The sequence below is a fragment of the Microbacterium paludicola genome, assembly GCF_039529675.1.
Classification (GTDB): Bacteria; Actinomycetota; Actinomycetes; order Actinomycetales; family Microbacteriaceae; genus Microbacterium; species Microbacterium paludicola.
In genome coordinates this window covers 44,818-67,741 of sequence record NZ_BAAANG010000036.1, presented here as the reverse complement: position 1 = coordinate 67,741, position 22,924 = coordinate 44,818, and the positions used below count along the sequence as shown (strand labels likewise).

General features: G+C 68.4%; 22 protein-coding genes. 5 read left to right on the top strand and 17 right to left on the bottom strand.

Going from position 1 to position 22,924, the window contains the following annotated elements:
* Positions 1-204 precede the first annotated feature (204 nt).
* Positions 205-999, top strand: coding sequence for a CHAT domain-containing protein (locus tag ABD161_RS14910; RefSeq protein WP_344004688.1), 795 nt, complete (start codon positions 205-207; stop codon positions 997-999).
* Positions 1,000-1,040: 41 nt separating this feature from the next.
* Here ABD161_RS14910 and ABD161_RS14905 read toward each other — a convergent pair whose 3' ends face one another.
* The 11 genes from ABD161_RS14905 to ABD161_RS14855 form a co-directional block, all read right to left on the bottom strand.
* Complete coding sequence (locus ABD161_RS14905; RefSeq protein WP_344004685.1) at positions 1,041-2,507, bottom strand: SCO6880 family protein; 1,467 nt, start codon at positions 2,505-2,507, stop codon at positions 1,041-1,043.
* 3 nt (positions 2,508-2,510) lie between these two features.
* Complete coding sequence (locus ABD161_RS14900) at positions 2,511-3,800, bottom strand: conjugal transfer protein TrbL (protein WP_425560915.1); 1,290 nt, start codon at positions 3,798-3,800, stop codon at positions 2,511-2,513.
* A gap of 18 nt (positions 3,801-3,818) precedes the next feature.
* Positions 3,819-4,088, bottom strand: coding sequence for a DUF6112 family protein (locus ABD161_RS14895; protein WP_045246597.1), 270 nt, complete (start codon positions 4,086-4,088; stop codon positions 3,819-3,821).
* 70 nt (positions 4,089-4,158) lie between these two features.
* On the bottom strand, positions 4,159-4,425 hold the full coding sequence (locus ABD161_RS14890; RefSeq protein WP_045246598.1) for a DUF6112 family protein: 267 nt from the start codon (positions 4,423-4,425) through the stop codon (positions 4,159-4,161).
* A gap of 1 nt (position 4,426) precedes the next feature.
* Complete coding sequence (locus tag ABD161_RS14885; protein WP_344004677.1) at positions 4,427-5,581, bottom strand: M23 family metallopeptidase; 1,155 nt, start codon at positions 5,579-5,581, stop codon at positions 4,427-4,429.
* Positions 5,582-5,607: 26 nt separating this feature from the next.
* A complete protein-coding gene (locus ABD161_RS14880; RefSeq protein ID WP_344004674.1) occupies positions 5,608-6,279 on the bottom strand; it encodes a hypothetical protein in 672 nt (223 codons plus the stop codon).
* Entirely contained in the window at positions 6,279-7,268 is a 990-nt protein-coding gene (locus ABD161_RS14875; protein ID WP_344004671.1) for a ParB N-terminal domain-containing protein, read from the bottom strand. The genes ABD161_RS14880 and ABD161_RS14875 overlap by 1 nt, the downstream gene beginning before the upstream one ends.
* Before the next feature lie 4 nt (positions 7,269-7,272).
* Positions 7,273-7,881 (bottom strand): hypothetical protein, encoded by a 609-nt coding sequence (locus tag ABD161_RS14870; RefSeq protein ID WP_344004668.1) that lies wholly within the window; start codon positions 7,879-7,881, stop codon positions 7,273-7,275.
* A 229-nt stretch (positions 7,882-8,110) separates the two neighbouring features.
* The gene (locus tag ABD161_RS14865) at positions 8,111-8,551 is read right to left on the bottom strand and encodes a hypothetical protein (RefSeq protein ID WP_344004664.1); all 441 of its coding nucleotides are present in this window, start codon (positions 8,549-8,551) and stop codon (positions 8,111-8,113) included.
* Positions 8,548-9,147, bottom strand: a complete 600-nt coding sequence (locus ABD161_RS14860; protein ID WP_425560916.1) for a DUF2637 domain-containing protein — start codon at positions 9,145-9,147, stop codon at positions 8,548-8,550. The genes ABD161_RS14865 and ABD161_RS14860 overlap by 4 nt, the downstream gene beginning before the upstream one ends.
* A gap of 38 nt (positions 9,148-9,185) precedes the next feature.
* Positions 9,186-10,121, bottom strand: coding sequence for a bifunctional DNA primase/polymerase (locus ABD161_RS14855; RefSeq protein ID WP_344004658.1), 936 nt, complete (start codon positions 10,119-10,121; stop codon positions 9,186-9,188).
* Positions 10,122-10,449: 328 nt separating this feature from the next.
* Here ABD161_RS14855 and ABD161_RS14850 point away from each other — a divergent pair, with 328 nt between their 5' ends.
* The 4 genes from ABD161_RS14850 to ABD161_RS14835 are packed head-to-tail and all read left to right on the top strand — an operon-like array spanning position 10,450 to position 13,556.
* Positions 10,450-10,881, top strand: a complete 432-nt coding sequence (locus ABD161_RS14850; RefSeq protein WP_344004655.1) for a hypothetical protein — start codon at positions 10,450-10,452, stop codon at positions 10,879-10,881.
* A gap of 58 nt (positions 10,882-10,939) precedes the next feature.
* Positions 10,940-11,404, top strand: coding sequence for a hypothetical protein (locus tag ABD161_RS14845; protein WP_125131942.1), 465 nt, complete (start codon positions 10,940-10,942; stop codon positions 11,402-11,404).
* The gene (locus ABD161_RS14840; protein WP_344004648.1) at positions 11,401-12,420 is read left to right on the top strand and encodes a DUF6545 domain-containing protein; all 1,020 of its coding nucleotides are present in this window, start codon (positions 11,401-11,403) and stop codon (positions 12,418-12,420) included. The genes ABD161_RS14845 and ABD161_RS14840 overlap by 4 nt, the downstream gene beginning before the upstream one ends.
* Entirely contained in the window at positions 12,420-13,556 is a 1,137-nt protein-coding gene (locus ABD161_RS14835; RefSeq protein WP_344004698.1) for an alpha/beta hydrolase, read from the top strand. Before ABD161_RS14840 ends, ABD161_RS14835 begins: the two co-directional genes overlap by 1 nt.
* A gap of 608 nt (positions 13,557-14,164) precedes the next feature.
* Here the strand turns inward: ABD161_RS14835 and ABD161_RS14830 are convergent.
* From ABD161_RS14830 to ABD161_RS14805, 6 genes are read right to left on the bottom strand one after another with little or no spacing between them, the layout of a single operon-like run.
* Positions 14,165-15,685: a multicopper oxidase family protein gene (locus ABD161_RS14830; RefSeq protein WP_344004645.1), complete on the bottom strand. Its 1,521-nt coding sequence runs from the start codon at positions 15,683-15,685 to the stop codon at positions 14,165-14,167.
* Positions 15,682-16,701 carry a DMT family transporter gene (locus tag ABD161_RS14825; protein WP_152594931.1) on the bottom strand — a complete coding sequence of 340 codons (1,020 nt, stop codon included), beginning with the start codon at positions 16,699-16,701 and terminating at the stop codon, positions 15,682-15,684. Before ABD161_RS14825 ends, ABD161_RS14830 begins: the two co-directional genes overlap by 4 nt.
* Positions 16,698-16,982, bottom strand: a complete 285-nt coding sequence (locus ABD161_RS14820) for a DUF2933 domain-containing protein (protein WP_033107642.1) — start codon at positions 16,980-16,982, stop codon at positions 16,698-16,700. Before ABD161_RS14820 ends, ABD161_RS14825 begins: the two co-directional genes overlap by 4 nt.
* Positions 16,972-18,030: a type II glyceraldehyde-3-phosphate dehydrogenase gene (locus ABD161_RS14815; protein WP_344004640.1), complete on the bottom strand. Its 1,059-nt coding sequence runs from the start codon at positions 18,028-18,030 to the stop codon at positions 16,972-16,974. The genes ABD161_RS14820 and ABD161_RS14815 overlap by 11 nt, the downstream gene beginning before the upstream one ends.
* A gap of 38 nt (positions 18,031-18,068) precedes the next feature.
* Complete coding sequence (locus ABD161_RS14810) at positions 18,069-19,715, bottom strand: ABC1 kinase family protein (protein WP_058253887.1); 1,647 nt, start codon at positions 19,713-19,715, stop codon at positions 18,069-18,071.
* Positions 19,715-22,921, bottom strand: coding sequence for an HAD-IA family hydrolase (locus ABD161_RS14805; protein WP_344004635.1), 3,207 nt, complete (start codon positions 22,919-22,921; stop codon positions 19,715-19,717). Before ABD161_RS14805 ends, ABD161_RS14810 begins: the two co-directional genes overlap by 1 nt.
* Positions 22,922-22,924 lie beyond the last annotated feature (3 nt).

The window sequence follows — 22,924 nt, the reverse complement described above, 5'->3', positions numbered from 1 at the left end:
TCACAGCCTGACCACGACACGAAGGATCACACGATCACCGATACACCACGTCCCAGGACTTGACCTGCGGCCAGCAAGTCGAAGAGCTCCAGCACCATCCAGTCCAAGCTGCGCGAAGCCGAAAGGAAGGAATCGGAGGCTGCCGCGGCAGGTAAGGAGGCGAGTCGATGGCAGTCGCGCGCGGCCGGCTATGCCAAAGAGGAGATGGCGCTTGCCGACAAGCTCGCACGGGCAGAAGCATCCGAGAGCAACGCCGCTGAACGTAGACGCAAGCTGGACCAACAGCGTGCGGATCGGCAAGCCGCGGCCCAGCGCGCCGTTCTCGAGCGGCGGCTGAGCGCCACGGAGTCCGCCGTCTCGCAAGTCATTCGTGAGCTTCCTGCCCCGAAGCCTGAGAAGCTCCGCGTGCTGATGCTCGGCGCATCGTCGGAAGGCGATCTGCGCGTGGGGCGTGAGCAGAAGCGGATTCGTGCAGCGGTCGAGTCGGCGCTTCATCGTGACTTGGTTGAGCTGGATGTCCGTCCTGCTGCAACGACGGCCGATCTGCTGGATGGCATCACGAAGTTCCGTCCGCACGTCGTTCACTTCTCCGGCCACAGCAATGAGGACTTGATCGTCTTCGAAGACGAAACCGATACGCCCCACGAGGGTGTGATCGTGAGCGCGCGCGCCTTCGCTGCCGCGATCAATGCAACGGACGATCCGCCCTTGCTCGTTCTTCTGAACTCCTGCCGGTCTGCTGGTCAGCTTGACGCCCTCGTTGCCGACATTGTTCCGTTCGCAATCGGCATGGCAGACGAGATTGAAGACGGTGACGCGATCAGCTACGCGGCGCAGTTCTACGCCGCGGTGGCGAACGGACAGTCGATTAACTCGGCCCATCTGTCTGGGCAGGCGGCTCTGCAACTGGCGGGTCTCGATGGTGCCGACCTGCCGACTCTAGCCTGGGCAGAGGGCGTCTACCCATCCGCGACTTTGCTCGTGCGTCCGGCCGAGTGACTACGACCTGATCGGCGAGAGGGGACGCAGCGTGCGCGTCGTCACACGTCCCGACAGAGCGGGAGCGCGGCGACGGCGAATGCGGTGGCTTGCTGGCCGACGAGTCTGCGCGTTTCGCAGGACGCTTGGACCGCGGCTTGCTCGATGGCGGCGACGGCGGCATCCAACTCATCGACCGTGGGCGCGGAGACGGAGATGAGGCCGGTGTAGCGGAGCACGCCGTGCCCTGCGGTGAGGTCGGACTCCTGCTGGAGCACGTCCTGGTACTCAGCCGTGCGTGAGGCGTCCTCGACCTGCCCGATCTTCGCGCGTTGGGTTGCGTCGGAGAGCAGGCCGACCTTCTTCTTCCGCAGGTCGCGGGCCGCGATGTCGGCGCGAACTGGCGTGCAGATGAGCGAGAACGACCGCTGCACGCCGGAGGTGAGCAGCAACGGGGCGAGGAATCCGGGGAACACCTGCGAGCGCGGCCACTCGGAGAGCCATAGCACGGTGTGGTGCGCGGAGTCGGTGCGCACGCGATCCCAGCTCTCGGTCACCGCGACCGGCCCCGCGGTGGCGAGGGAACGCCCGATGTCGGCGTGCCGCTCCAGCGCGGGCGCGGCAGCCGGGTCGTAGGCGGAACGCAGGATGACGGCGACCTCGCCAGGCGCGAGCCAGCCGGTGTTGGCGAGGTCCGCAGCGCGCAGCGCCGCGACGAGCGTGGTCATCTCCTGACGCAGCACTGCTGCAGCTCCACGAATGCCGCCGCCCGCTGAACGGATCTGTCGTCCCGAGGCGTTCATATCGAGCGCAATCGAGATGGTCGTCGCATGGCGCTCGCCGGTCGGCCCAGCACGCTCGATCAGCTCCCGGTAGGTGGTCGCAGGCCAGGAATCGTCGTCGGTGCCGTGCCTGGCCCACCATTCGGCGAGCCCCGTGCCTGAGTCCGGCAGCGTCCGCTCGCAGACCTGGAGCCGGGCAATCCGGCCCGAGCGGCACGCGGTAGCGAGCACCCGACCCCAGCCGTTGATCCGCCGCTCCTGCTCGCCCGGATCGAGCAGCACGAACGCCGGGTGCGTCACTCCCAGCACTGCGGTCAGGGTCTGAGCGTGGGGGTCGTGCACCATCGCCGCGCCCGTCTCGGGATCGACCCATTCGCGCAGCGCGGTCGCATCGCCGGGGAGCGCGAGCGTGCCGACGGGGCGCGGCTTGATGACCCGGCGGCGGAAGATCAACTGCCCTGCGGTGCTCCGCCACATCCAGCGCGACACGATGGACAGCCAGTCGACGAGCTTGCGCCCGCCCACGGGGACGACCGCGAGCAGCAGACAGCTGAGCCAGATCGGGGATGTCCAGACCAGCCCCATGCCACCGCCCGTGTAGATCGTGGCGACGACGGTGACCACGCCGATGCCCAGCACGATCAACTGCGAGATCGACAGTCCGAGCAGGATGCCACGGTGCGCGAGTCGGGAGAACTGCACGGGGGAGAGCTGCTGCTCGGGAGCCGGGGGGTGCTGGGTGGCCATGTTCTACCCCTTCCTCGGCGCTACGGGTATCGGCGGCGTGGATGTCTCCGCGTGCCCGGCTGCTGCGCCGCCGACCGCGGCACCGACTTTCGGCCCAGTCGTCGCCGCGGCTTTGACAACCTGCGCCCCGACGACGGCTGCGGCCGCGGGGCCGGCCGCTGCTGCCCCGGCACCTGCCGCGCCTCCCGAGGCCGCCGCTCCGCCACCGGAAGCGGCCGCCCCGCCACCTGCGCCCGCAGCGCTGCCTGCTGCGCCACTTGCAGCGGGAGCTGTGCTCGGCGCGGGAGGAGTCCCGCCTCTCGCGCCGCTTTGCCCTCCGAGGACGGACTTTGCCGCGTTCGGCTGGGCCTTGACCGGCAGCGGGACGGGCCGGTTGAGCGCCGACTTCGCTTCCTGCTCGCTCGACATCGCGTGGTACGTGTCGAAGCCCACGAACGAGATGAACTTGTACGTCAGGTACGGCGCGAACGCGGCGATGAACATCAGCACGACGCCCGAGATCGGGTCACTGATCGAGGCGTGGTCGAGGTCGATGGGCGCGCTGATCTGCCCAATGGCGACCAGGAACACGACGACGATGACGAGCTTCGAGAAGATGAGCGCCACGACGAACGCCGCCCAGCGTCCGAACCAACCCTTCGCGGCATCCCAGGTGAACCCGGCGAGTGCGATGGGCGCGAAGACAATGGCGACCAGCAGAAGCGCCTTACGGACAAGCAGCGTGAACCACACGATGCCCGCACCCGCGATGCCGAGCCCGGCAAGGAAGATCGTGATGATCGCACCGACACCGGGCGAGGCGATGTTGATCGTCGTCAGCCCAGCGGCGAGCAGTGCCATGCGGTCACCGATGCCTTCCATCGTGTTGCCAGTCGCCTGCACGATGCCGATGGTGAGCTGATCGGTGACCTCCAACAGGGTCGCGGTGAGGGTGATGGCGACGAACGATCCGAGCACCGACTTGGCAAGTCCCACGCCCGCGCGCGACAGTGCCATCGGATCTCGATGCACGAGCCCGGTGATGAGCTGGAGGCAGAAGAAGACGAGCATGACGAAGATCGCCACCCCGAACAGCACGTTGTAGACCGAGACGTACTGACTTCCAGTGACGTCGACGAGCGTTGTCGAGTCGAACACCGCCCACACGCTCTCGAACAGCCAGGCGGCGGCCTGCCCCATTGCCTGCGCGAGCCAGTCGAACGGCGCGGAGATGAGCGACGCAGTTCCCTCACCCACGGCATCGCACACCGAGGCGATGACGGGCACATCACAGATACTCATCGGCTCAGCCATCTCAACTCGGTCGTGGAGTCAGACCGACTGGCCGACGTTCCAAAAGAAGTTCACGAGCGTCACCGACGCACCGCAGATGATCGCCGCGCCGCACGAGACGAGTACGCCGACCTTGCCCCGGCTGGCGAGGTGCGGGTTCGAGCTGTTCGCCCCGTACCCCCAGACCACGGCCGAGATGATGAGGGCGAGGACGGCGAGGATGAGGCCCACTGTCATAGCCGCGCCGACGATGACGCGGAGCTGCTCGATGCCGGGCAACCCGTCGGTATTGGGGTCGATGTCGATCACAGTGTGCTCCTTCAGCAGGCGAGGAACGCCTTTACCCGGTAGGTGCGCACGCTGTCCCAGTTCGACGGCGTCAGATGCTTGCTCCGACCCCAAGCAGGAAGTTGATCCAGGTGACGCCGAGGCCGGCGAGTGCGGCAGCTCCGATGGAGACGAGGAACCCGACGCGCGCGCGGACAGCCGAAGAGATGTTGCCGTTCGCCGACGAGATCGCCCACACTGCGGCGCAGATGACGAGCATGAGCACGGCGAAGATGAGCACGATGGTCAGCAGCGCGCCAACGATGGCGCGCAGTTCTGCCTGACCGCCGACGGCTCCGAAGTCGGGGAATACGTCCATGTCATGCCGCGATCTGTGCTGAGCAGAGCGCCTCGGTGCTTGCGGCATCGAGGTTCTGCACTCCGTGGGCGGCAAGCCACGGCTCGGCATCGACTGCCGCGGCGTTCGACCCGCCCGGCCGGATCTCGAAATGCAGGTGGGCTCCGGTCGACTTGCCCGCCGAACCGACGTTGCCGATGTGCTGCCCGGCAACGACCCGATCCCCGACGCTGACGAGGACGCCGCTCTGCCACATGTGGGCGTAGGCGGAGGCGATGCGCTCTCCATCGATCGTGTGCTCGATGATGATGAGGTTGCCGTAGCCGCCCGACGGCCCGGCGAAGCTGACCACGCCGTCGGCGAGCGCAAGGATCGCCGTGCCGTCGTCGGCAGCCCAGTCGGTTCCTGAGTGGAACGCTCGCTCACCAGTGAAGGGGTCTTCGCGCCACCCGAAGTCGCTGGTGTTCACCCACGTCCCACCCGGCAGGGGGAAGACGATTGCGGTCGTCTCGGGTACGTCGCCGAGCGGCGTACCGCTCGGCGTGGTCTCAGCGCGCCGGGTGAGCGCAGTGAGGATCGCTTCGGCGACCGGCTGGTAGTTCTGATAGCGGTCGGGGTAGGCCGAGACCTCGACCGCCTGCGCCGCCTCGCCGGGGTCGAGGTGTTGCCAGTCGGGGATGTCGAGCAGTCCACGCGGTGATGGGTAGTTCGGCCCGCTCGAGCCTCCGTAGAAGGCACGCGATTGGTAGGTCGCATTCATCAGCTCTGCGACGGTGCCCCATCCTGCGCTCGGCCGCATCTGGAATAGGCCGAGAGAGTCGTGATCGCTACCTTCTCCGTCGTTCGGGAAGTCGCTTGATTCTGGAATCGCAGCCGAGTTTGCGAGCATCCGCAGCCGTGACTCGGTGAGTGCGGCCATGAGCGCGATGACGATGCCAGCGCGGCCCACGCCCTCGGTCTGAGCGCCGACCGTGATGATGGTGGCTGCTTGAGTGAGCTGCTGATGGTTGAGGGTCACAGTCGCGCCCGCGCGCGTCGTGGCTGTGAGTGACTCGGGAATCGACCCGACGATGAGCGAGCTTGACGAGAGACACGCGGCGAATACCGCGGGCGACACGAGCAGACCCACGCCGACCAGGCTCATGGGGAGCAGTGCGATGAGGGTGGCGATGGCCACAACGAGCTTCTTCATACGGGTGCCGATCAGCGCAGGGGGTTGTCAAGCTCAGAGAGGCGAAGCGCGCGGCAGGTGTCGAAGGTCGGCTCGCAGGTGATGAAGACGGTGAACGCGACATCGTGGGAGCTGGTCACGGGCTCGGTGCCGTGGATGCCCTCGCGTTGTCGGATGCCGGTGATCGTGTAGGCGACGGTGCCCGGAAGGATCTGTCCCTCGGATGCCTGCTCCAGCGCGGTCGCCCACTCGTCCGGCACGAACATGTCGTTGATGTCGAGCCATTGGCGGGTCTGCATCGTGCGGAGTTGAGCCCAGGCGTCCGCGGTCGGGAGGTAAGTGCGCACGTCAGAGGCGAGCCCGGCCGTCTCATTGCCGGAAGGATCGCCCACATCCACGATGACCTGCGCGTAGTCGGTCGGCACGAACTCGGTCGCGGTGTCCCAGGCGAACAGCGCGGTGGCGAGGGCGCGCGCGAACGTCTCCGGGTCGTCGGACTCACGGACGACGGGCGGAGTGCTCGATGTCGGCGACGGCGTGCTGGTCGACGCGTTGGGAGGATCGCCCGCGGTGTTTTCGGGCGAGGGGTCGGAGCGAGGCGCGAGCAGCAGTCCATAGAGCCCGATTCCGACGAGGACGGCGAGCAAGGCGGCACCGACGATCAGGAGGATCATGAGGCGACGGGGGAAGCGAGTCTGCGGCATCAGGCACTCTCCTTGGCGAGACGTTGGCGGGCGGCGCGGGCGGCTCGGGCCGCGTCGAAGAATCGGACGGTGGCGTCGAGGATCATCTCGACGTGCTCCCACTGGTCGTCGCTCAGTGCGGTGCCGATCTCGGCGGAGTCGTAGTGCGACCACCACTGATCGAGGTCGTTCCAGGTCAGTGTGAACGCCCGCACCGGATAGCGAACCGGCACGGCGCTCGACGCTGGCGCGGGGGCCGGGCCTCGCTTGCGCCCTAGCTTTGCGCGCTCCAGCGCCTCCTGCGCGAGCAGTTCCAGTTCGCCTGGTGGCTCGGGTTCCTCCTGCGGGATCGCCAGCATGGCGATCGTGCGGGCGTGCGCCGTGGTGATCGACGAGCCGCGGTCGATGGCGTCGAGTTCGGAGCGGGCGAAGCCGCGCACGTCCTCTGGCTGGCGGGGGTCGTTGGCGATCCGTTGGAGGTCGTTGATCTGCTCCAGGCTCGTGTACGACTTGCGCCCGGTGACCATGACCGCAGCCTGCGCGCGGGACTTGCCCGGAGCACCGACGAGCGGTGGGGCCGTCACGGCACCACCGCTCGTTCCGGCGATTTTCTCGCCAGCACCGAACTGCGTCGCCGCCTGACGACGAGCGGCGTCCTCGGCCATGAGCGTCTTCAGTTCGCGGTACAGCGCCGCGGCCTCCGTCTGCGTGAATGGCTTGTGCAGCACGTTGTCGGCCTGCTCCGCCATGAGCCTCTGGAGCCGGTCGCTGATCCCGGAGCGGACGAAGACGTTGACCTTCTTGTGGCCGAGCTTGCGCAGCGCCGCGATGCGTCGAGCGCCGCACACGAGCACCCCGTCCGGTGTCACGGTCGGGGGCTGGAGCAGCCCGTCACGTTCGATGGATGCCGCGAGCGCATCGATGTCGCCCAGTTCCGTGCGATGGCGGTTGCCGACGACGATGGAGTCGATGGTGCGCTCCAGCTCGATGTGCCCGGTGCCCGCCGCCATGTGCTCACCTCGCCCCAGCCAGAGTCGGAGCATTCAGGCCAAGCAGCAGCACGAGGTCGTCATCGGTGAGCAGCGCCCGTAGGGGCTCGCCGACAAGGAGCCGGAACAGCACGCCGCGGCCGACGGCGGTGTGCGCCTGGTCGGGATCGGGGTTGCCGAGGATCGCACGGAGCAGCGCGTTCCAGCTCGTCGACGACAGATCGAGCACCGCCCGAGCGTGCGGGTCTCGTCGCAGTGACTCCGCTGCGCTCGCCCGCGACGGCGCTTCGCCGAGTCGAGTGCAGATGTGCTCGATGGCCGCGCGCGCCGTCTGCTCCGGCCAGTCGAGCAGCATCAGCAGCTTGATCGCGTCCTCGACTGCACGGACGACGCCAGATGCCTCGTCGTCCGATTCGTTCTCGTCCTCACCCGCGGGCGCGACCCGCAACGCTTCGTGGTAGTCGGTGAGCGGGTTCTCCCGGTCGCTGAACCGCTCCGGGTCGTGGAAGCCGCTGTACTGCGGCCTGCGCGCCTGATGCGTCGAGCACAGCAAGCCGTTGCCCCGCTCCTCGGCGATCAGTGTGACCTGCACGGCGCGGGTGACGACTGCCCACGGATCATCGGCGTTGCGCACGGCCGGGGTACGCATCGCGTCGAACGCGGCACTCGCCGCCTCCCACGGGTCGAGGCCGTGCTTTCGCGCGAGGCTCGCGTACCGACCCGCCGTGTACTCCATGAGCGCCGCGACATCCACGTCGCGCTGCCACGCGCCTTCCCCATCGTCGTGCAGACGTTCCAGGAGCGCGCGCAATCCCTCCGGGGTGCGGAACGACGGTGGAGCGGCCGGGGCAGACATGGTGCGCTCACAGGCGGCGGAGCGCGTCGCGGCTGACAGAGGACTGGTGCGCGGGCGACTGACCGAACGCGGAGAGCGGCGCGATGCCCTGGGCACGCGCCCGGATGCCTGGCCGGGTCACCGGAGTTGCCTGCGGCGAGGTCTGCCGAGGTTCCTCGACGCGGCGCGCCAGCTCGGTGCGCAGGTCGATACCGCGCCCGATCATGCGGGCCGAGGCGGACGGGAGTAGCTCGGTCGGGCGCACCCACACCACCTGGCTGCGGTCGTGCTCTGCGCTCAGACGCTCCAGAAGTGGGTGGCCGCCGCGCCACGTCTGCGCGGCGAGCCACGGGTCGGTGTGGCGCGCCAGCTCGGAGATCTCAGCAGCCTCGCTGGGAGTCGGCTTCAGTGTGTGGAGGACATCGGCAAGCCGACGGGCATGCTCGTCTTCTGGCAGCTCGTCGTTCACAGCGCGCCTCCTTCCGATGCGGCGGCGAGCGCGGGCGTCGCCAGCCAACGACCGACCGTGGACGGATGCACCCCGGTTGCACGAGCGATGGCGGTGTTCGTCATGCCGTCCTCCTTCATCCGCAGAGCGAGTTCTCTAGGAGCAAGGTGCGCAGGCGCTTCCGGCGACAGGTGCTCGACTGCGCTCGACACCAACTCGACCGTCTGCGTCGACGGCTCTCCACGGAACCGTCGAGTGAGCACCACCGTCAGGTGCGTGATCGCCAGCAGCACCAGCGGCGGAACTGCGGCGACCGATCCCGCGAGCGCAGAAGGAACGTCGGCGTCAGCGGCGACGACCGCGTGGATCGCGTTGGCTGCGACCGAGACCGCGGCACCGGCCATGAGCAGCAGCCACGGATACCAGGCGGCACGCTGCCCCGCGAGCGCGACGACTGACACCGTGGCGACGACGATAATGCCGTCCACGATGAGCGGCCACGCCCACGCCTGGCTCTCATCGACGCCGGAGCGTCGCGCGAGGTCGGCGAGCGCCGTGAACGACAGCCAGAAGGCGGCTGCGGCGATGAATACGGTCCCAGCCACCGCCGTCCACACGGCGATCCGCCCGCGCGGCTGTTGCGTGCTGCCGGGGATCACGAGAGCACCTGACCCGATGAAGGCTGAGCTGCATGGCTGGGCAGGGAACTGGCGGCGGGCGCAGACGGTGCGCCCCTCGCTACGCGGTGCGCCGAGCGGATCGTCGTCTCGATCTCCGGCGCGGGCAAGCCCGCGCGTTCGGCAGCCGGCCCCAGCGCGGCACGCACGCGGTCGGGCGTGATGCCCGCCTCGATGAGTCGACACGAGGCCCAGAACAGGCCGCGGTTGCGCTCGCCCTCGCCGCGCATCTCGACCCAGCGGGCGATCCGCTCCACGTCAACGCCGCCCGTCCGCTCGACAGGGATAACGGGCGTCGGGTGCGCCGGTCGCGGATCGAGGAACTGCCGCAGCGCGCGGGCATCGACGGGAACCGCATCGCCTCGCCCGGAGCCGATGAGGGCATACGCACTCGGCCCCGCATCGGTGGCGATGATCGAGGGCGGCACGACGACGTAGCCGCCCGATCCCCGGAAGTCGATGCCAGCACGCGCCACCTGCCAGGACGGTTGCACCAGCTCGGGATCGGCCGGGTAGTAGGCATGGACTCCGCCCGAGGGCGTGCGGATGAACGCGGCCCAGCGATCCGTCAGCCCCTCGCGCCGGGCCAGCTCGAACGCTGCGAAGCCGCGGATCGCCCCGTGCACGTCGACATCCACGACCTCCAGCCCGGAGATCTGGCCCGTCGGCATCCCGATGTTGGCGCGCGGCCACCGCGCCCACCAGCGAGCGACCTGGCGCGGTTCGGTGCTCGCCTCGTGGAATCCCCGTTTGGTCAGCGGGCGCTTGCCTCCTGTGACGCAGGGAAAGACCGGGATGCCTGCCTCGGCGTAGCGACACGCTGCGGCGCTCGGCGACAGCCCGGTGAGCGAGGCGAGCAGGGCGGCGGCATCCATCGGCTGGCGCTCTCCGCGCGAGGCTTCCGGCATCGTCATCTCGGCACCTCCTCTGGCCTGGTCGTGAGCTGTGCGGCTCTTGCCGACCAGGTGCGCCGGGGTTCCCAAGAGACGGTCGCCGTCCGGCGGGCAACGCAGTCAAGCTGCGGGGTCGCGCTGCGCTCATGGACCGTCTCCTCCCGCTCACCGGGTAGCCGCGTTGAGCATGCTCAAAACTCTCCCGAGATTCCGTTCTAACACCGCACGTTGAGCATGCGCAACAGTTGATTTGTGCATGCTCAACGGGTAGATTGAGCATGCACAACTGCCCTTGGGTCTGGGCTACGTCGATGCCTTGGTCCTCCCGAAGGGAAGGGGGTCAGCGACGATGACTGAAGACGAGAGTCAGGCTGCGGCTGACGACCTCGCCAAGCGCCTGCGACTTCTGATGGATGTCGCTGTCGCCGAGTCCGGCTCCGAACCGACCTACTCACAGATTGCGGAGCATCTGAGACAACGTGGCATCAGCCTGTCTCGATCACGATGGACGTACATGGTCAACGGCCACCGATACGTTCAAGACACCGCAATCTTCGAGGGGCTCGCGGACTTCTTCGACGTTGATGCTGCCTTTCTTGCGGGGGAGAGCGGCGTGCCAACCCCGGAGAAGGTCTCCGCCCAACTCGACCTCGTGCGTTCGATGCGTGCAGCGAAGGTGAAGTCCTACGCTGCTCGCACACTCGGCGATATCTCGCCGAAGGCGCTCCAAGCCATCAGCAAGTTCCTGGACGAGGAAATGATGCGAACACCCGAGCACTGACGGGTGTCGCGCACCACGGAGCCGAGGCCAGTAGTTGCTCGGCCGAGAGGGGGTAAACGTGAACACCGAAGAGACCGTAACGGCCGCCGTCTCCGATCTGCGGCTCGGCAGCAGATTCACGCTTGCGCACCTTCTCCAGGCCATACAGGAACGGCGCCATCGTAGGCTCCGCGTCGTCGAACTCGCCGACCTCGACACCCGCGACGGCATCTGTGCGCTCTGGCTGGTCACCGACACCGAGGATTTCGTGCTCCACGCACGCAGCGACTCTGCACTGCACCGCCAGCAGTTCGTCCTTCACGAGCTGGCCCACATGATCCTCGGTCACACGGAGGGCGACGATTGCACAGCCGGGGACGTCTTGCTGCCCAACATCCCTCCTCACACGCGCGGACGTCTGCTCAAGCGACAGGACATTGACAGTGAGACGGAGATCGCCGCCGAGTCGCTCGCAGATCGGCTGGCCGCGGGCATCCGAGGATCGGTGTTCGCCGAGTCCCGCTATTCGGAGATTTTCGGGTGATCCAGGCGCTCGTCGCGACGCTCATGTGGGCGCTCGTGGCGAGCCTGCTCATCTTCCGCCGCAAACGGGCGGATCGAAGCATCACCTACGCTTCCTTCACGATTGCCGTCGCGATGACCCTGAACGTCGACGCCATCTACCTCGCCACCGATCCGCTTCTTGGCGGGACGAATGTCACGACCCTCGTTTCGGATGGGTTGCTGATGACCGGGATCTTCTTTCTCGGTCGAGGCGTCATGAAGGCCGACGAGTACCGCCCCAGGCTCGTGCGGGTCGCCGTGGGAATCCCGGTGCTCCTCACCTCGCTTCTTGCGATCACCACGACGTTCGTGTTCATCGACCGAGGCACAACCACGACTCGGTTCATGATCGACCTCGGCGCGCAACCCGCAGCAGCGGCCTACTCGATCATCAACTTCAGCTACTTCTTCCTCGTAATCACGACGATGATGATCCTCGCCGCGCGGCAATATCTGCGCAGCTCCGGCATCCAGCGTCTCCCCGCGGCTCTGCTGAGCCTGGGATCGGCGTTCGGCGGCGCACTGTGCCTGGCCGTGCTCATCATGGACGTCGCACACGTCACAGGACATCTCGATCTCATGCGCGCCGTCCAACCCGCCTACGAACCGCTCTCTCTCCTCGCGTTCCTTTTCCTATGCGCGGGCTTCGCCGCGCAGCCTGCCGTCCGCCGCGCACAGCACGACATGCGCCGGAAGCGCACCGTCGGCCTCGCGACACAGTTGGAGCCTCTCTGGAAGCGGGCGTCCCTCGTGCGGCCTGGGCTGAGCCAAGCAGACCCGCTCGCTGCGAGCGCGGATGACCTGGAGAGCCGTCTACACCGAGAGATCGTTGAGATCCGCGACGCGATGATCGACCCGCGCGTCACCTTCGACATCAGCGCAGCCGAGCGCGCCCTGCTGAATCGCGCCGAGAGCCACCTCCTCGGACTCGACACGAGAGCGACACGGACCACCGCTTCGCCAGGAGGCCGGGTCGGCCAGGAGGGCAGTTCGTGATGCGACGGGTCGCGCTAGGTGCCGGACTCGTTGCGGCAGGCGCGTTGGGTGTCGGCTGGGTGATCGCGCGGCGGCTGACAGCCCCCAGCACGCGGCGATACGACCTGACCGTCCGCGAGGTTGAGCGCGACGGCGACGGCACTCTCATCGTGCTCGACCGAACTCGCCAGACCGCAGCCGAAGGCGCGTACAACCTCTGGTTCGAGAACGGAGGCTGGGCGCAACTCTCCGAAGACGTGCTCGACCGTGGACCGACTCTGATCGCACGACGGGTGACGAGCACGGCATCGGGGCTCACTCTCAGGGCTGGCGATCACGTCTCCTGGAGCGGCATCTACTACCCGACCCCGCACGACGCCGGCCTTCACGCACACGACATCACCATCGACACCCCCGCGGGTGCTGCCCCCGCCTGGCGCATCGACGGCGACGGTGCCAGATCGACGTGGGCGATCCACCTACATGGCCTCGGCAGCGTTCGAGCCGGAACACTTCGCGGCGTGCTCGCTGCGACCGAGCGCGGCTACACCTCGCTCGTTGTCAGCTACCGAGCCGACGGCGAAGGCCCGGGAGTCGGCAACGGGCGCTCAATGCTTGGTTTCACCGAGGCCGACGACGCCGCGGCTGCCATCGAGTACGCGATGCGGCACGGAGCCCGACAGATCGTGCTGTTCGGATGGTCGATGGGTGCGGCCATCGCGCTCCAGCTCGCTCACCACCCGTCGTATCGACGCAGCATCGCAGGTCTCGTGCTCGACTCGCCTGTGCTCGACTGGACGGAAGTCATCAAAGCGAACTGTGCCCGCAGCGGATTCCCCGCAGCCGCGGGCAGCCTCGCGATTCCGTGGCTGACGCTCCGCCCCCTGGCCCACATGGTCGGCCTGCCCGAGCGCATCCCGCTCCGATCCTTCGACTGGACGGTTCGTGCCGAGGAACTCACCGCGCCCACGCTCATCCTTCACGGCACCCACGACGACTCCGTACCGATACGGCTCTCACAAGGACTCCGAGACTCTCGGCCTGGCCTCGTTTCGCTGGAGGTCTTCGAGGCCTTTCATACGCTCTCTTGGAACTCTGACCCCGACCGATGGCACAGCGCGGTGATCACTTGGCTTGCTGCGCACGGCCCGGCATGAACATAAGCGATGTCGGTAGGGGGACTTCGACGGTGGGGGGGGCAACGAGATCGGCCGCCTGGTCGCGACCTCCGGAGGAGCGGTCTCGTTCGCCAGGCTGTCGCCGTCGCGGTTTCGATCCGGCAGGATGTCCACGCCGGCTACATGAAGGGACTGAGTCGTCCCTGACGTCGGGATCCACGCCGGGCCGGGCCCGGTTGACGTTAGCGAGCTCCCACCGTATGCGGGAGCGCAGGAATGACTCGTCGAAGAAGAGCGCCCATATCCGCACACCTTGGGCGGGACGCACCCGAGTACCACATCCCAGCTCTCAGGGTCATAGCCGAACCAGGCGTGCACGCGGCAGTGCCGACCGCCGTCTCGATCTACGCGACGCCCTCGAATACGTGGATGATCTTGACGTGCCCGAACACCGCCTGGTGGTTCCGCTCCGTGCGTACGCTCTCCAGTGTCGGCAACAGTGGACCGACCGGCGGATCGTCAATGGCGTCGCGCCGCGGGAAGTCACCCTGGCCCACCGGAGTTGACCATCGTCCCGTCCGGGCGATGGTGTCGTCACGCGTCCATCGACACGACTTGGGGCGTCGGCTGCAGGAGGTGCAGCCTAGTCACGCCCGATAGCCGATAACAGTGGTCATGCCGGTTTCGGCGTGGTAGATGTTGTGGCAGTGGGCGACCCAGAGGCCGGGGTTGTCGGCGTCGAAATCGACGGTAAGGGTCTGCTTCGGGAGGATGATCGAGGTGTCTTTCCGCGGGCCACCTTCGTGCTGGTAGGTGTGTCCGTGAAGGTGGAATGGGTGCCACATCTCGGTGTCGTTGGTGATCGTGAACCGGACGCGTTCGCCTTCGCGGATCTCGTGCGCGCCGTCGAGGGGCTGATTCATATCGAACCGTCGCCCGTCGATGCCCCAGTCGTATTCGGCCATACCTCCGGAGAGAGTGATCGCCACGGTCCGATCAGGCTGCCGTGAGGACAGCGCAACGCTGCTATCTGACGTCAGCAGCTGTGCGGTCCCGATCCGGCTGCTAGTGAGCTCCGGGATGCTCACATCGGCCGTCGGTGCTGCCGCGGCGCTGCCGGTGCGGATGACGGCGAAACCGCGATCGCGTTTGCCTTCGGCCTGAGCGATGAGGGGGAACGCGCCGTCATCCAGGGTAATGATCGCGTCGTAGCGTTCGCCCATACCGATGAGGATGCTGTCGACTTCGACCGGTTCCACGGGGAATCCGTCGGTATGGGTGATGGTGAGCGTGTGACCGCCGATGGCGAGGCGGAACGCGGTGTCGCTGCCGGCGTTGATGATCCGCAGCCGCACCTTCTCGCCGGCCCGCCCGGTGAACTGGGTCGGGTCGGCGGGGGGCTTCCCGTTGACGAGGTAGAGGGGATAGTAGACGTCGCCGGCGTCGCCGCCGAGCAGGTCGGAGGTGGCGCCCATGAGGGTGTTGCCCATCCGCATGAACATGTCGCCCATCCCGCCCATGTCGCCCATCCCGGCGGACAGCTCGTCAAGGACGTCGTCGGGGGTGGCGGTGACGCCGTCGAGCCAGTCGTCGAGGATGATGACCCACTCGTCGTCGTAGCCGCCGGGTTCGGCGGGGTCCTCGACGATCAGCGCCCCGTACAGGCCACGGTCCAGCTGCACCCCGACGTGGGGGTGGAACCAGTAGGTGCCGGGATCGGGCGCGATGAACTCGTAGTCGAAACTGGCCCCGGCCTTGATGGGCTGCTGGGTGACCGGCGGGACGCCGTCCATGTCGTTGCGCAGCGCGAGCCCGTGCCAGTGCACGGAGGTGTCCGCCTCGAGCTGGTTCCGGACGGTGGCCTTCAGAGTGTCTCCGGCGCCGAGACGGATCACGGGCGCCGGAACAGACCCGAACGCCCAGGTCGGCGCGGTCGCCCCGGCTAGGTCCAGCACGGTCGGGGCGGCGGTGAGGGTCGCGGTGGTGACCTTCCCGGTGCCGCCGCGGCGCCGCTCGGCGCCTTGGACCTGGGCGCCGTCGGGCTGCACCCAGTTCGCCGCCGGCGCGCAGGATGCCAGCGCGACCGTCGCGACGGCGCCAATGCTGACGCCGAGGAACCCTCGCCGAGTTAGGAGGAAGCGGGGGCGTGGGGCGGGCGACGGGTTCATCGTTGTTTCCTTTCCGGCCGGGAGCGCGGGCCGTGGTTTTCGTCAGGGAGGCCGTCCGGGTCGGACGTCGCATGATCGGCGGAGGCTCGTGGGGCACGATTGCCGGTTGCCGTGACGGCCGAGGGCTCTGAGCGCCTGGATCCGATGGCGAGCAACGCCATTGCGATCAGCACGATCACGGTCCCGATCCAGCCCCACAGGCCCGGGTCCTCGCGCAGGATCAGCAGCGACAGCAGGATCCCGAAGACCGGCACGAGCAGCGTCCACGCGGCGAGGAGGTCGAGCCGGGCACGTCCGATCTCGGTGAACCAGGCGACCGTGGTGGCGGCGGTGCCGACCAGTGATAGGAACAGCAGGGTGAGGATGAACCGGATGTTCCAGTCGATCGTGGGCGGCCCTTCTGTGACGGCTGCGGTGCCGGCGAGGATCGCACCTCCGATGAGCAGCTGAGCTGCCGCCACGATTCGGACGTCTGCGTGCACGATCCGGCCGATGAGGGTGCCGGCGGTGATCGCGGCGGCGGAGGTCAGTGAGAGCCACGCTCCGGTGCCGAGCCCGGAGGGAAGGACGATGATGAGTAGGCCGGTGAAGCCCAGGCCGATCGCGGCGATCGCGGCGGGGGTGGGACGCTCGCGGTATAGCCACCACGCGGGCAGCAGGATCAGGATTGGCTGCGCGTTGGCGAGCACCGAGGCGATCCCGGTCGACAGTCCGGTCGCGGCGACGAACATCGTCGCGAATGCCAGGGCGATGTTCACCAGTCCGAGGCAGCCGATCAGTGCCCATGTCTTCGGGTCGCGGGGAAGAGGTGCCCGCTGGATGCCGGCGACGGTTGCGAGCGCGACCCCGGCGATGAGGGCTCTCAGTGCCGCGAGCCACAGCGGCGGGGCGTCTTGCAGGCCGACGGTGATCGCGACGAAGCACGACCCCCAGGCGAGCGTGACCCACAGCATCCGCAGCGGTCGGGGGTGCCCGTGCCGGCTGGCGTCCGCGAGGGGGCGGACGACGGTGTTCACGACGACTCTCGCGTGTCGGTCCCGCTGTCGCCCCCGTGGCGTCGATGATTCGAGTCGTGGGCGCCGGTGTGGTGGCGGTGGCCGAACAGGTGCATGGCGGCCATGCCGATGATCGCGACGTAGGGCAGCACTGCGACGACGTGGGGAAGGTGGTCGATGAACAGGTAGATCGCGATCCCGAGCACGGAGATCCCGATGATCAGCCACGCCGTCACAGGCATCCGTCGCCGCGGGTCGCCTTCGCCGGGATGGTCGGCGGGCGGTTGGTGGTCACCGGTCATGGTCGGGCTCCTCCGCCGGTGTGAGGAAGTCCTGGCGCATGCCGAGGCTCTCGTCGGTGAGGCGGATCGAGGTCGCGGCGTCGGGGACGGTGCCCGTCAGCGCGCGGATCGCGTCGATCGTCTCGGGCACGACGATGGCCTCGTTGTAGACCTGGTAGGCGAGGTAGGCCTCGCTGCCGTTCACGGTGACCAGGTCCTCCCACACGGCGACCTCCCACATGTCTCCCCGGGGGCGGCCGAGATCGCGCATCAGCTCGACGGTGGAGTTGAGGGCGACCAGGCCATCGGACATCCGGATGAACGCGATGCGGGGCGCGGCGCGCAGGGCGTCCAGCACCTCGTCGCGGGTCGCCTCCCGGGTCAGTTGTAGCGTCCAGTAGTGGCTGTGGGTCTGCGTGTGGGCGCCTTTGGCGGCGATGGTGACGACATCGAGTCCGGGGAGCACGGTCTGTGCGTCGGGGCCCTGATGAGAGGGGATGGTCGGTTCTGGGACCATCGTGTTCATGATCCCGCCGAGGTGCGATTCCCACGGGTCGGTGGCGCGGCGGATGAGCACCCCACGGGCGCGCAGCAGGAGTCCGGCCGCATCCAGCGCGCCGAGGATCCGCACGATGCTAGTGGTGTTGCAGGAGACCACCCGGGTGCTGTCCCTGCCGATGGCGCTGGCGTAGTTGGCTTGGGCGACGAAGGAGTGGCCGGTGGTGGAGTGGGACTCGCCGCCTTGGAGCACTGCCTTGACGCCGAGGGCGCGGTAGCGCTCCAGGTTTCCCGCTGCCACATGCTTGGGGGTGGTGTCGACGACGACGTCGCACTGCGCGAGAAGGTCGTCGAGCACTCCCTGTGCGGGCACGTCGGCGGCCCGCATGGCCTGCTGCGCCTCGATGGTGGAGGCGAACACGGGCAGGCGGTTCGCTGCGGACTTGATCCGCCAGTCGGTGGCGATGTCCGCGACGCCGACCAGGTCCATGTCCGACTGCAGCAGGACCGCGTCGGCGACGCGCTTGCCGATGACGCCGTAGCCGTTGACGCCGACTCGAATGGTGTTCATGTGCGTGCCTTTCTGATGAGGGATGGGAGCCGCGGCGGTCATCGCCGTCGCCGCGTGGTCCAGAGCAGGTAGCCGCCGAGTGCGGTGACCACGCTCGCGCCGGCGCCGATCATGACGCCTTCCCGCGAGCGCCATCTCGTGTTCCCGCTGACGAGTTCGCCGATGCCGTTGATCAGAGCGGCGGTGATCATGCCGGCGATCAGGCGATTGCCGATCCGTTCAGCCCGTCCCACGAGCGGTTCCAGTTCGGCCGCGCGCAGGTGCACCTCGAGGCCGCCGTTCTCCAGCACCCGCCGGAGCTGCTTGAGTGTTCCGGGCAGCTCGAGCAGCAGTGCTCCGGCATCCGCGGATGCCTGTGCCCAGCGTTTCGCCAGGGCGGGGAGGGAGAACTGTCGCTGCACGATCCGCTCCGAGAAGGGGGTGAGCGCCTGCAGCATCTCGAACTCGGGGTCGAGCCGTGCCGCCAGTGCCTCGCCCATCATCAGGACCTTGAACAGCAGAGCGATCTGCTGCGGCAGCTGGAGGTGGTGGTGTCGCAGCAGGGCGAGCAGCTCTCCGAGCAGGTGGCTGAGGTTAATGTCGGACAGGGGGCGTCCGAGATACCGCGACACGAAGACGTCCAGGGAGCGGCCTAGCTCGCCGCGGTCGGAGGTGTTCTTGGTGATCGAGAGCGCGAGCAGGGCGGTGGCGAGCGCGTTGGAGTCTCCGCGGGTGAAGGCGAGCAGCACGTCGGAGAGCTGCTCGGTGACCTCTTCGTCGAGTTGGCCGACCATGCCGAAGTCGATGAGGGCGATGGATCCGTCGGTTTGGATGAACAGGTTGCCCGGGTGCGGGTCGGCGTGGAAGAAGCGGTTCTCGAACACCATGGTGAGGATGAGGTCTGCGCCTCGCCTGGCCAGCTGGTTCCGGTCGATGCCGGCCGCGTCCAGGGCGGGCAGGTCGTCGACTCGGATGCCGTGCATCCGTTCCAGGGTCAGCACGCGTGACGTGGTCGTCTCCCAGAACACCTGGGGGACGGCGACGTCGGGTGAGTCGGCGAAGTCGGCGGCGAACCGCTCCGCGTTCCGGCCCTCCTGCAGATAGTCGAGCTCGGCGCGCAGCGTGCGGGAGAACTCCTCGACGATGCCCGGCAGGTTGTACTGGCGGGCGGCATCCCACCGCTTGTCGGCGCGCTCGGCGAGGTTCTGCAGGATCTCCAGGTCTTCGTGGATCTGGGCGACCGCGCCGGGTCGGCGGACCTTCACGACGACCTGGGTGCCGTCGTGAAGGGTCGCAGCGTATGCCTGCCCGATCGACGCGGCGGCCAGCGGTTGCGGGTCGAACTGTGCGAAGAGCTGTTCGGGGTCCGCGCCGAGCTCCTCGCGGATCACCGCCTTCATCGGCTCCCAGGCCTCGGGCGGCGCGGCGTCCTGAAGCTTGACCAACTCGGCGAGGTAAGCGGCGGGCAGCAGGTCGTTGCGGGTGGACAGCAGCTGGCCGAGTTTGATGAAGGTCGGTCCGAGCTCCTCGAGGGCGAGTCGGAGGTGTTCCGGACTGGTGTAGGGCTCGTCCCGGCGCGCATGCCCGAGAACGCCTTTGTTGAAGGGAATCCACTTCTCCAGCCCGAGCAGCCCGAGGCCGAGCCCGAGTCCGTGGTGCTCGAGGATGGTGGCGATGCGCCGATACCGGCTCCGATGCGTGCTCATCAGTCGAGGCCTCCTTCGCGGTTGGTCGCGTCGCGGGCCGAGGTGCCCGGGCCGATCGCGAACGTCTTGGTCTGTCCGGCCGAGAGCGGCACGGCGACCGCGCCGACGCGCACGTGGATCGCGGGTGCTGAGCCGGCGTGCACGCGAAGCTCCAGGCTGCGGTCACGGAGCATCACGTCGACGAGGTGGCCGCGGTATCGGATCTGGAACCCGACCCGGGTGAGGTTCGGCGGCAGTCGGGGGGCGAAGACGAGCTCGTCGTCACCGAGGGCCATGCCGGCGAAGGAGCGGACGGGCAGGTCGATGGTGCCGGCCATCGCGCCGAGGTGGATCCCTTCGCGGGTGGTGCCGCCCTGGGAGTCGTCGAGATCGGCGATCAGCGCCTCGCGGAACGCGATCCAGGAGCGGGACGGGTCGATGCCGGCCAGGACGGAGGCGTTCACGACTCGGCTGAGCGTCGACCCGTTGGCGGTGCGCGCGAGGTAGTACTCGACCGTGCGGGTCAGGTCCTGCTCGGAGAACGGGTAGCCGAGCGTGGCGAGTTGCGCCCGGAGCCCGTCGTGACCGAGCAGGTAGACCAGCATGACGACGTCGGGCTGCTTGGCGAGCTTGTACCGGTTGGTGCTGTCGTTCTCGGACTCGAGGATGAGATCGAGCCGGCCGATGTTCCCGTACTCCTCGCGGTAGTGGTCCCAGTCCAGCTCCTGCAGGCTCTCGTAGCCGTCGAACTGGGTGAGGATGCCGTCGCGGTGGAACCCCACCGCCAGTCGTGTGCTGAGCCGGGCCCATCCCGCGATCTCCTCGTCGGTGACGCGGAGCCGGTCGCGGAGGCCCTCGCCGCGGTGCCCGTGGAGCAGGGCGAGTGTCCGGGCCGCTCGCGTGGCGACCCACGAGGCGAGGACGTTGGTGTACGTGTTGTCGCGCAGGCCGCTGCCGGGAGCGTCCGGGGCGCCGTCGTGGAACTCGTCGGGTCCCATCACCCCGGCGATGTGGAAGCGGTCGGTGGCAGTGTCGTGCTCGGCGAGCGAGGCGAACAGGCGGGCGACCTCGATGATGAGCTCGCCGCCGCGTTCGGCGAGCCACTCGAGGTCGCCGGTGGCCTGGTAGTGCTGCCAGGCGTTGTAGGCGATGGCGAGGCCGACGTGGCGTTGACGGTGGGAGTTGTCCGGCATCCACCGACCGGAGCGCGGGTTGTAGAGCGCCTCGGGCGTCTCCTCGCGACCGTCGCTGCCGCTCTGCCAGGGGAAGAGGGCTCCGCGGAGTCCGGCGGCGGTCGCCGCGGCGCGGGCGGCGTCCAGTCGCCGCCAGCGGTAGTCGATCAGCGCCCGGCTGATCTCGGGCGTGCGCAGAGCGATCACGGGCAGGACGAACACCTCGTCCCAGAAGACGTGCCCCCGATACCCCTCGCCGTGCAGGCCGCGGGCGGGCACCCCGGCGTCGAGCTCGACGGTGTGCGGCGAGAGGGTCTGGAGCAGGTGGAAGACGTGCAGGTTCAGGATGAGTCGGCTGTGCGTGTCGGCGTCCAGGGTGACCGCGAAGCGTTCCCAGAGTCGCCGCCACGCCGCCGCGTGGCGTTCCCGCAGCGCCTCGACGTCGCCACCGCGTTCGGTGAGCAGGGTCAGGGCGGCACCACCCGGCTCGCTGATGGCCCGATCGTGGGAGGTGTAGATCGCGGCCGTCTTGGTGAGGGTGACCGGTCGACCCTGCTCCAGAGGGATGCGCAGCTCCCGGGTGTGCTGCGATGGCGTGTCGATGCGGTGATCGGTCGCGCTGTCGGTTCCGGTGAGGGTCGAGCGGACGGCGGTGGCGATGTGGACCCGGCTCTGCCGGGTCCGCACCTCGCAGAGGGTGGTGTCGCCGACCTGGCGGAACGTCGGCTGCGTGAGGTGGGTGGCGTCCGATCCGAGATACGCGGCCACGTTGCTGTTGCGCACCCCGGCGTCGATCCCGGCGCGGAGGGTGACCGTGCCGCTCCAGTCGGGGGCGGTGAGCGTGGTTTCCAGCACGGCCAGGTGAGGCTCGTCCAGGGAGGTGAACGTCGTCTGCACGAAGTCGAGTCGATCCCCGTTCGGACCGGTGAGGACCGCGCGGCGGACGACCAGGCCGCGGCGCAGGTCGAGCTCGCGTCGTTCGCTGTGCGTCACGACCTGGCCGGTGGACAGCCACGGCCCGTCTCCGAGGCGGAGGTCCACCGGAAGCCAGTTGGGAGTGTTGACGAGATGCTCCTCCTCGAGCTCGCGCCCGTGGATGGTGCTCGCCAGCCGGTTGTACACGCCGGCGAGGTAGGTGCCGGGATAGTGGATGCCGTCGTCGTGGTGCTCGGGCCGGGCGCCCCGGGTGGCCAGGTAGCCGTTGCCCAGCGCGGTGAGCGCCTCCCGGTGCCCTTCGTGCGCGGGGTCGAAGCCGTCGTAGACCAGCTGCCACGGATCCGTGGTGGAGACGCCCAGGTCGAGCTCGGCGACATCGGCCAGGACGAGGTCGGCGCCCGCGGCCTCGAGCTGCTCCCGCGCTCCGGCGCGGTCGATGCCGACGACGAAGCCGAAGCCTCCGCGCCTCCCGGCCGCCACGCCGGCGACCGAGTCCTCGACGACCGCGGTGCGGGCCGCAGCGACACCCAGTCGCCGGGCTGCCTCGACGAACATGGCGGGATCCGGCTTGCCTTTCAGGTGATGCGAGAGCGCGATCCGGCCGTCCACCACGGTGTCGAAGCAGCCGGCCAGTCCTGCGGCGGCGAGCATCTGGTGCGCGTTCCGGCTCGCGGTGACCAGCCCGACCGGAACGGCCGCGCCCCGCAGGCGATGCAGCAGCGCCACGGTGCCCGGATAGACGCGCAGCCCGCGGGTGCCCAGCTCCGCCAGGAACAGCTCGTTCTTGCGCGCCGCGAGCCCCGCGATCGTCCACGCCGTTGGTGGGTCGTCGGGATCTCCGGCGTCCAGGGCGATCCCACGGGCCGTCAGGTACGCCGATACCCCGTCCTCGCGGGTTCGCCCATCCACATAGCGGCGGTAGTCGGCGACCGGGTCGAAGGTCGTCTCGGGGTCGTCCACCTGCACACGCGGGTCTCGCAGCACCTCGTCGAACAGCTGCTTCCACGCGGCGGCATGGATCGCGGCGGTGTTCGTGACCACGCCGTCCATGTCGAACAGCACCGCGTCGTAGACGGCATCGAGGTGGTGAGTCCCGCGCTCTGCCGACCGCGGAGTCATCGC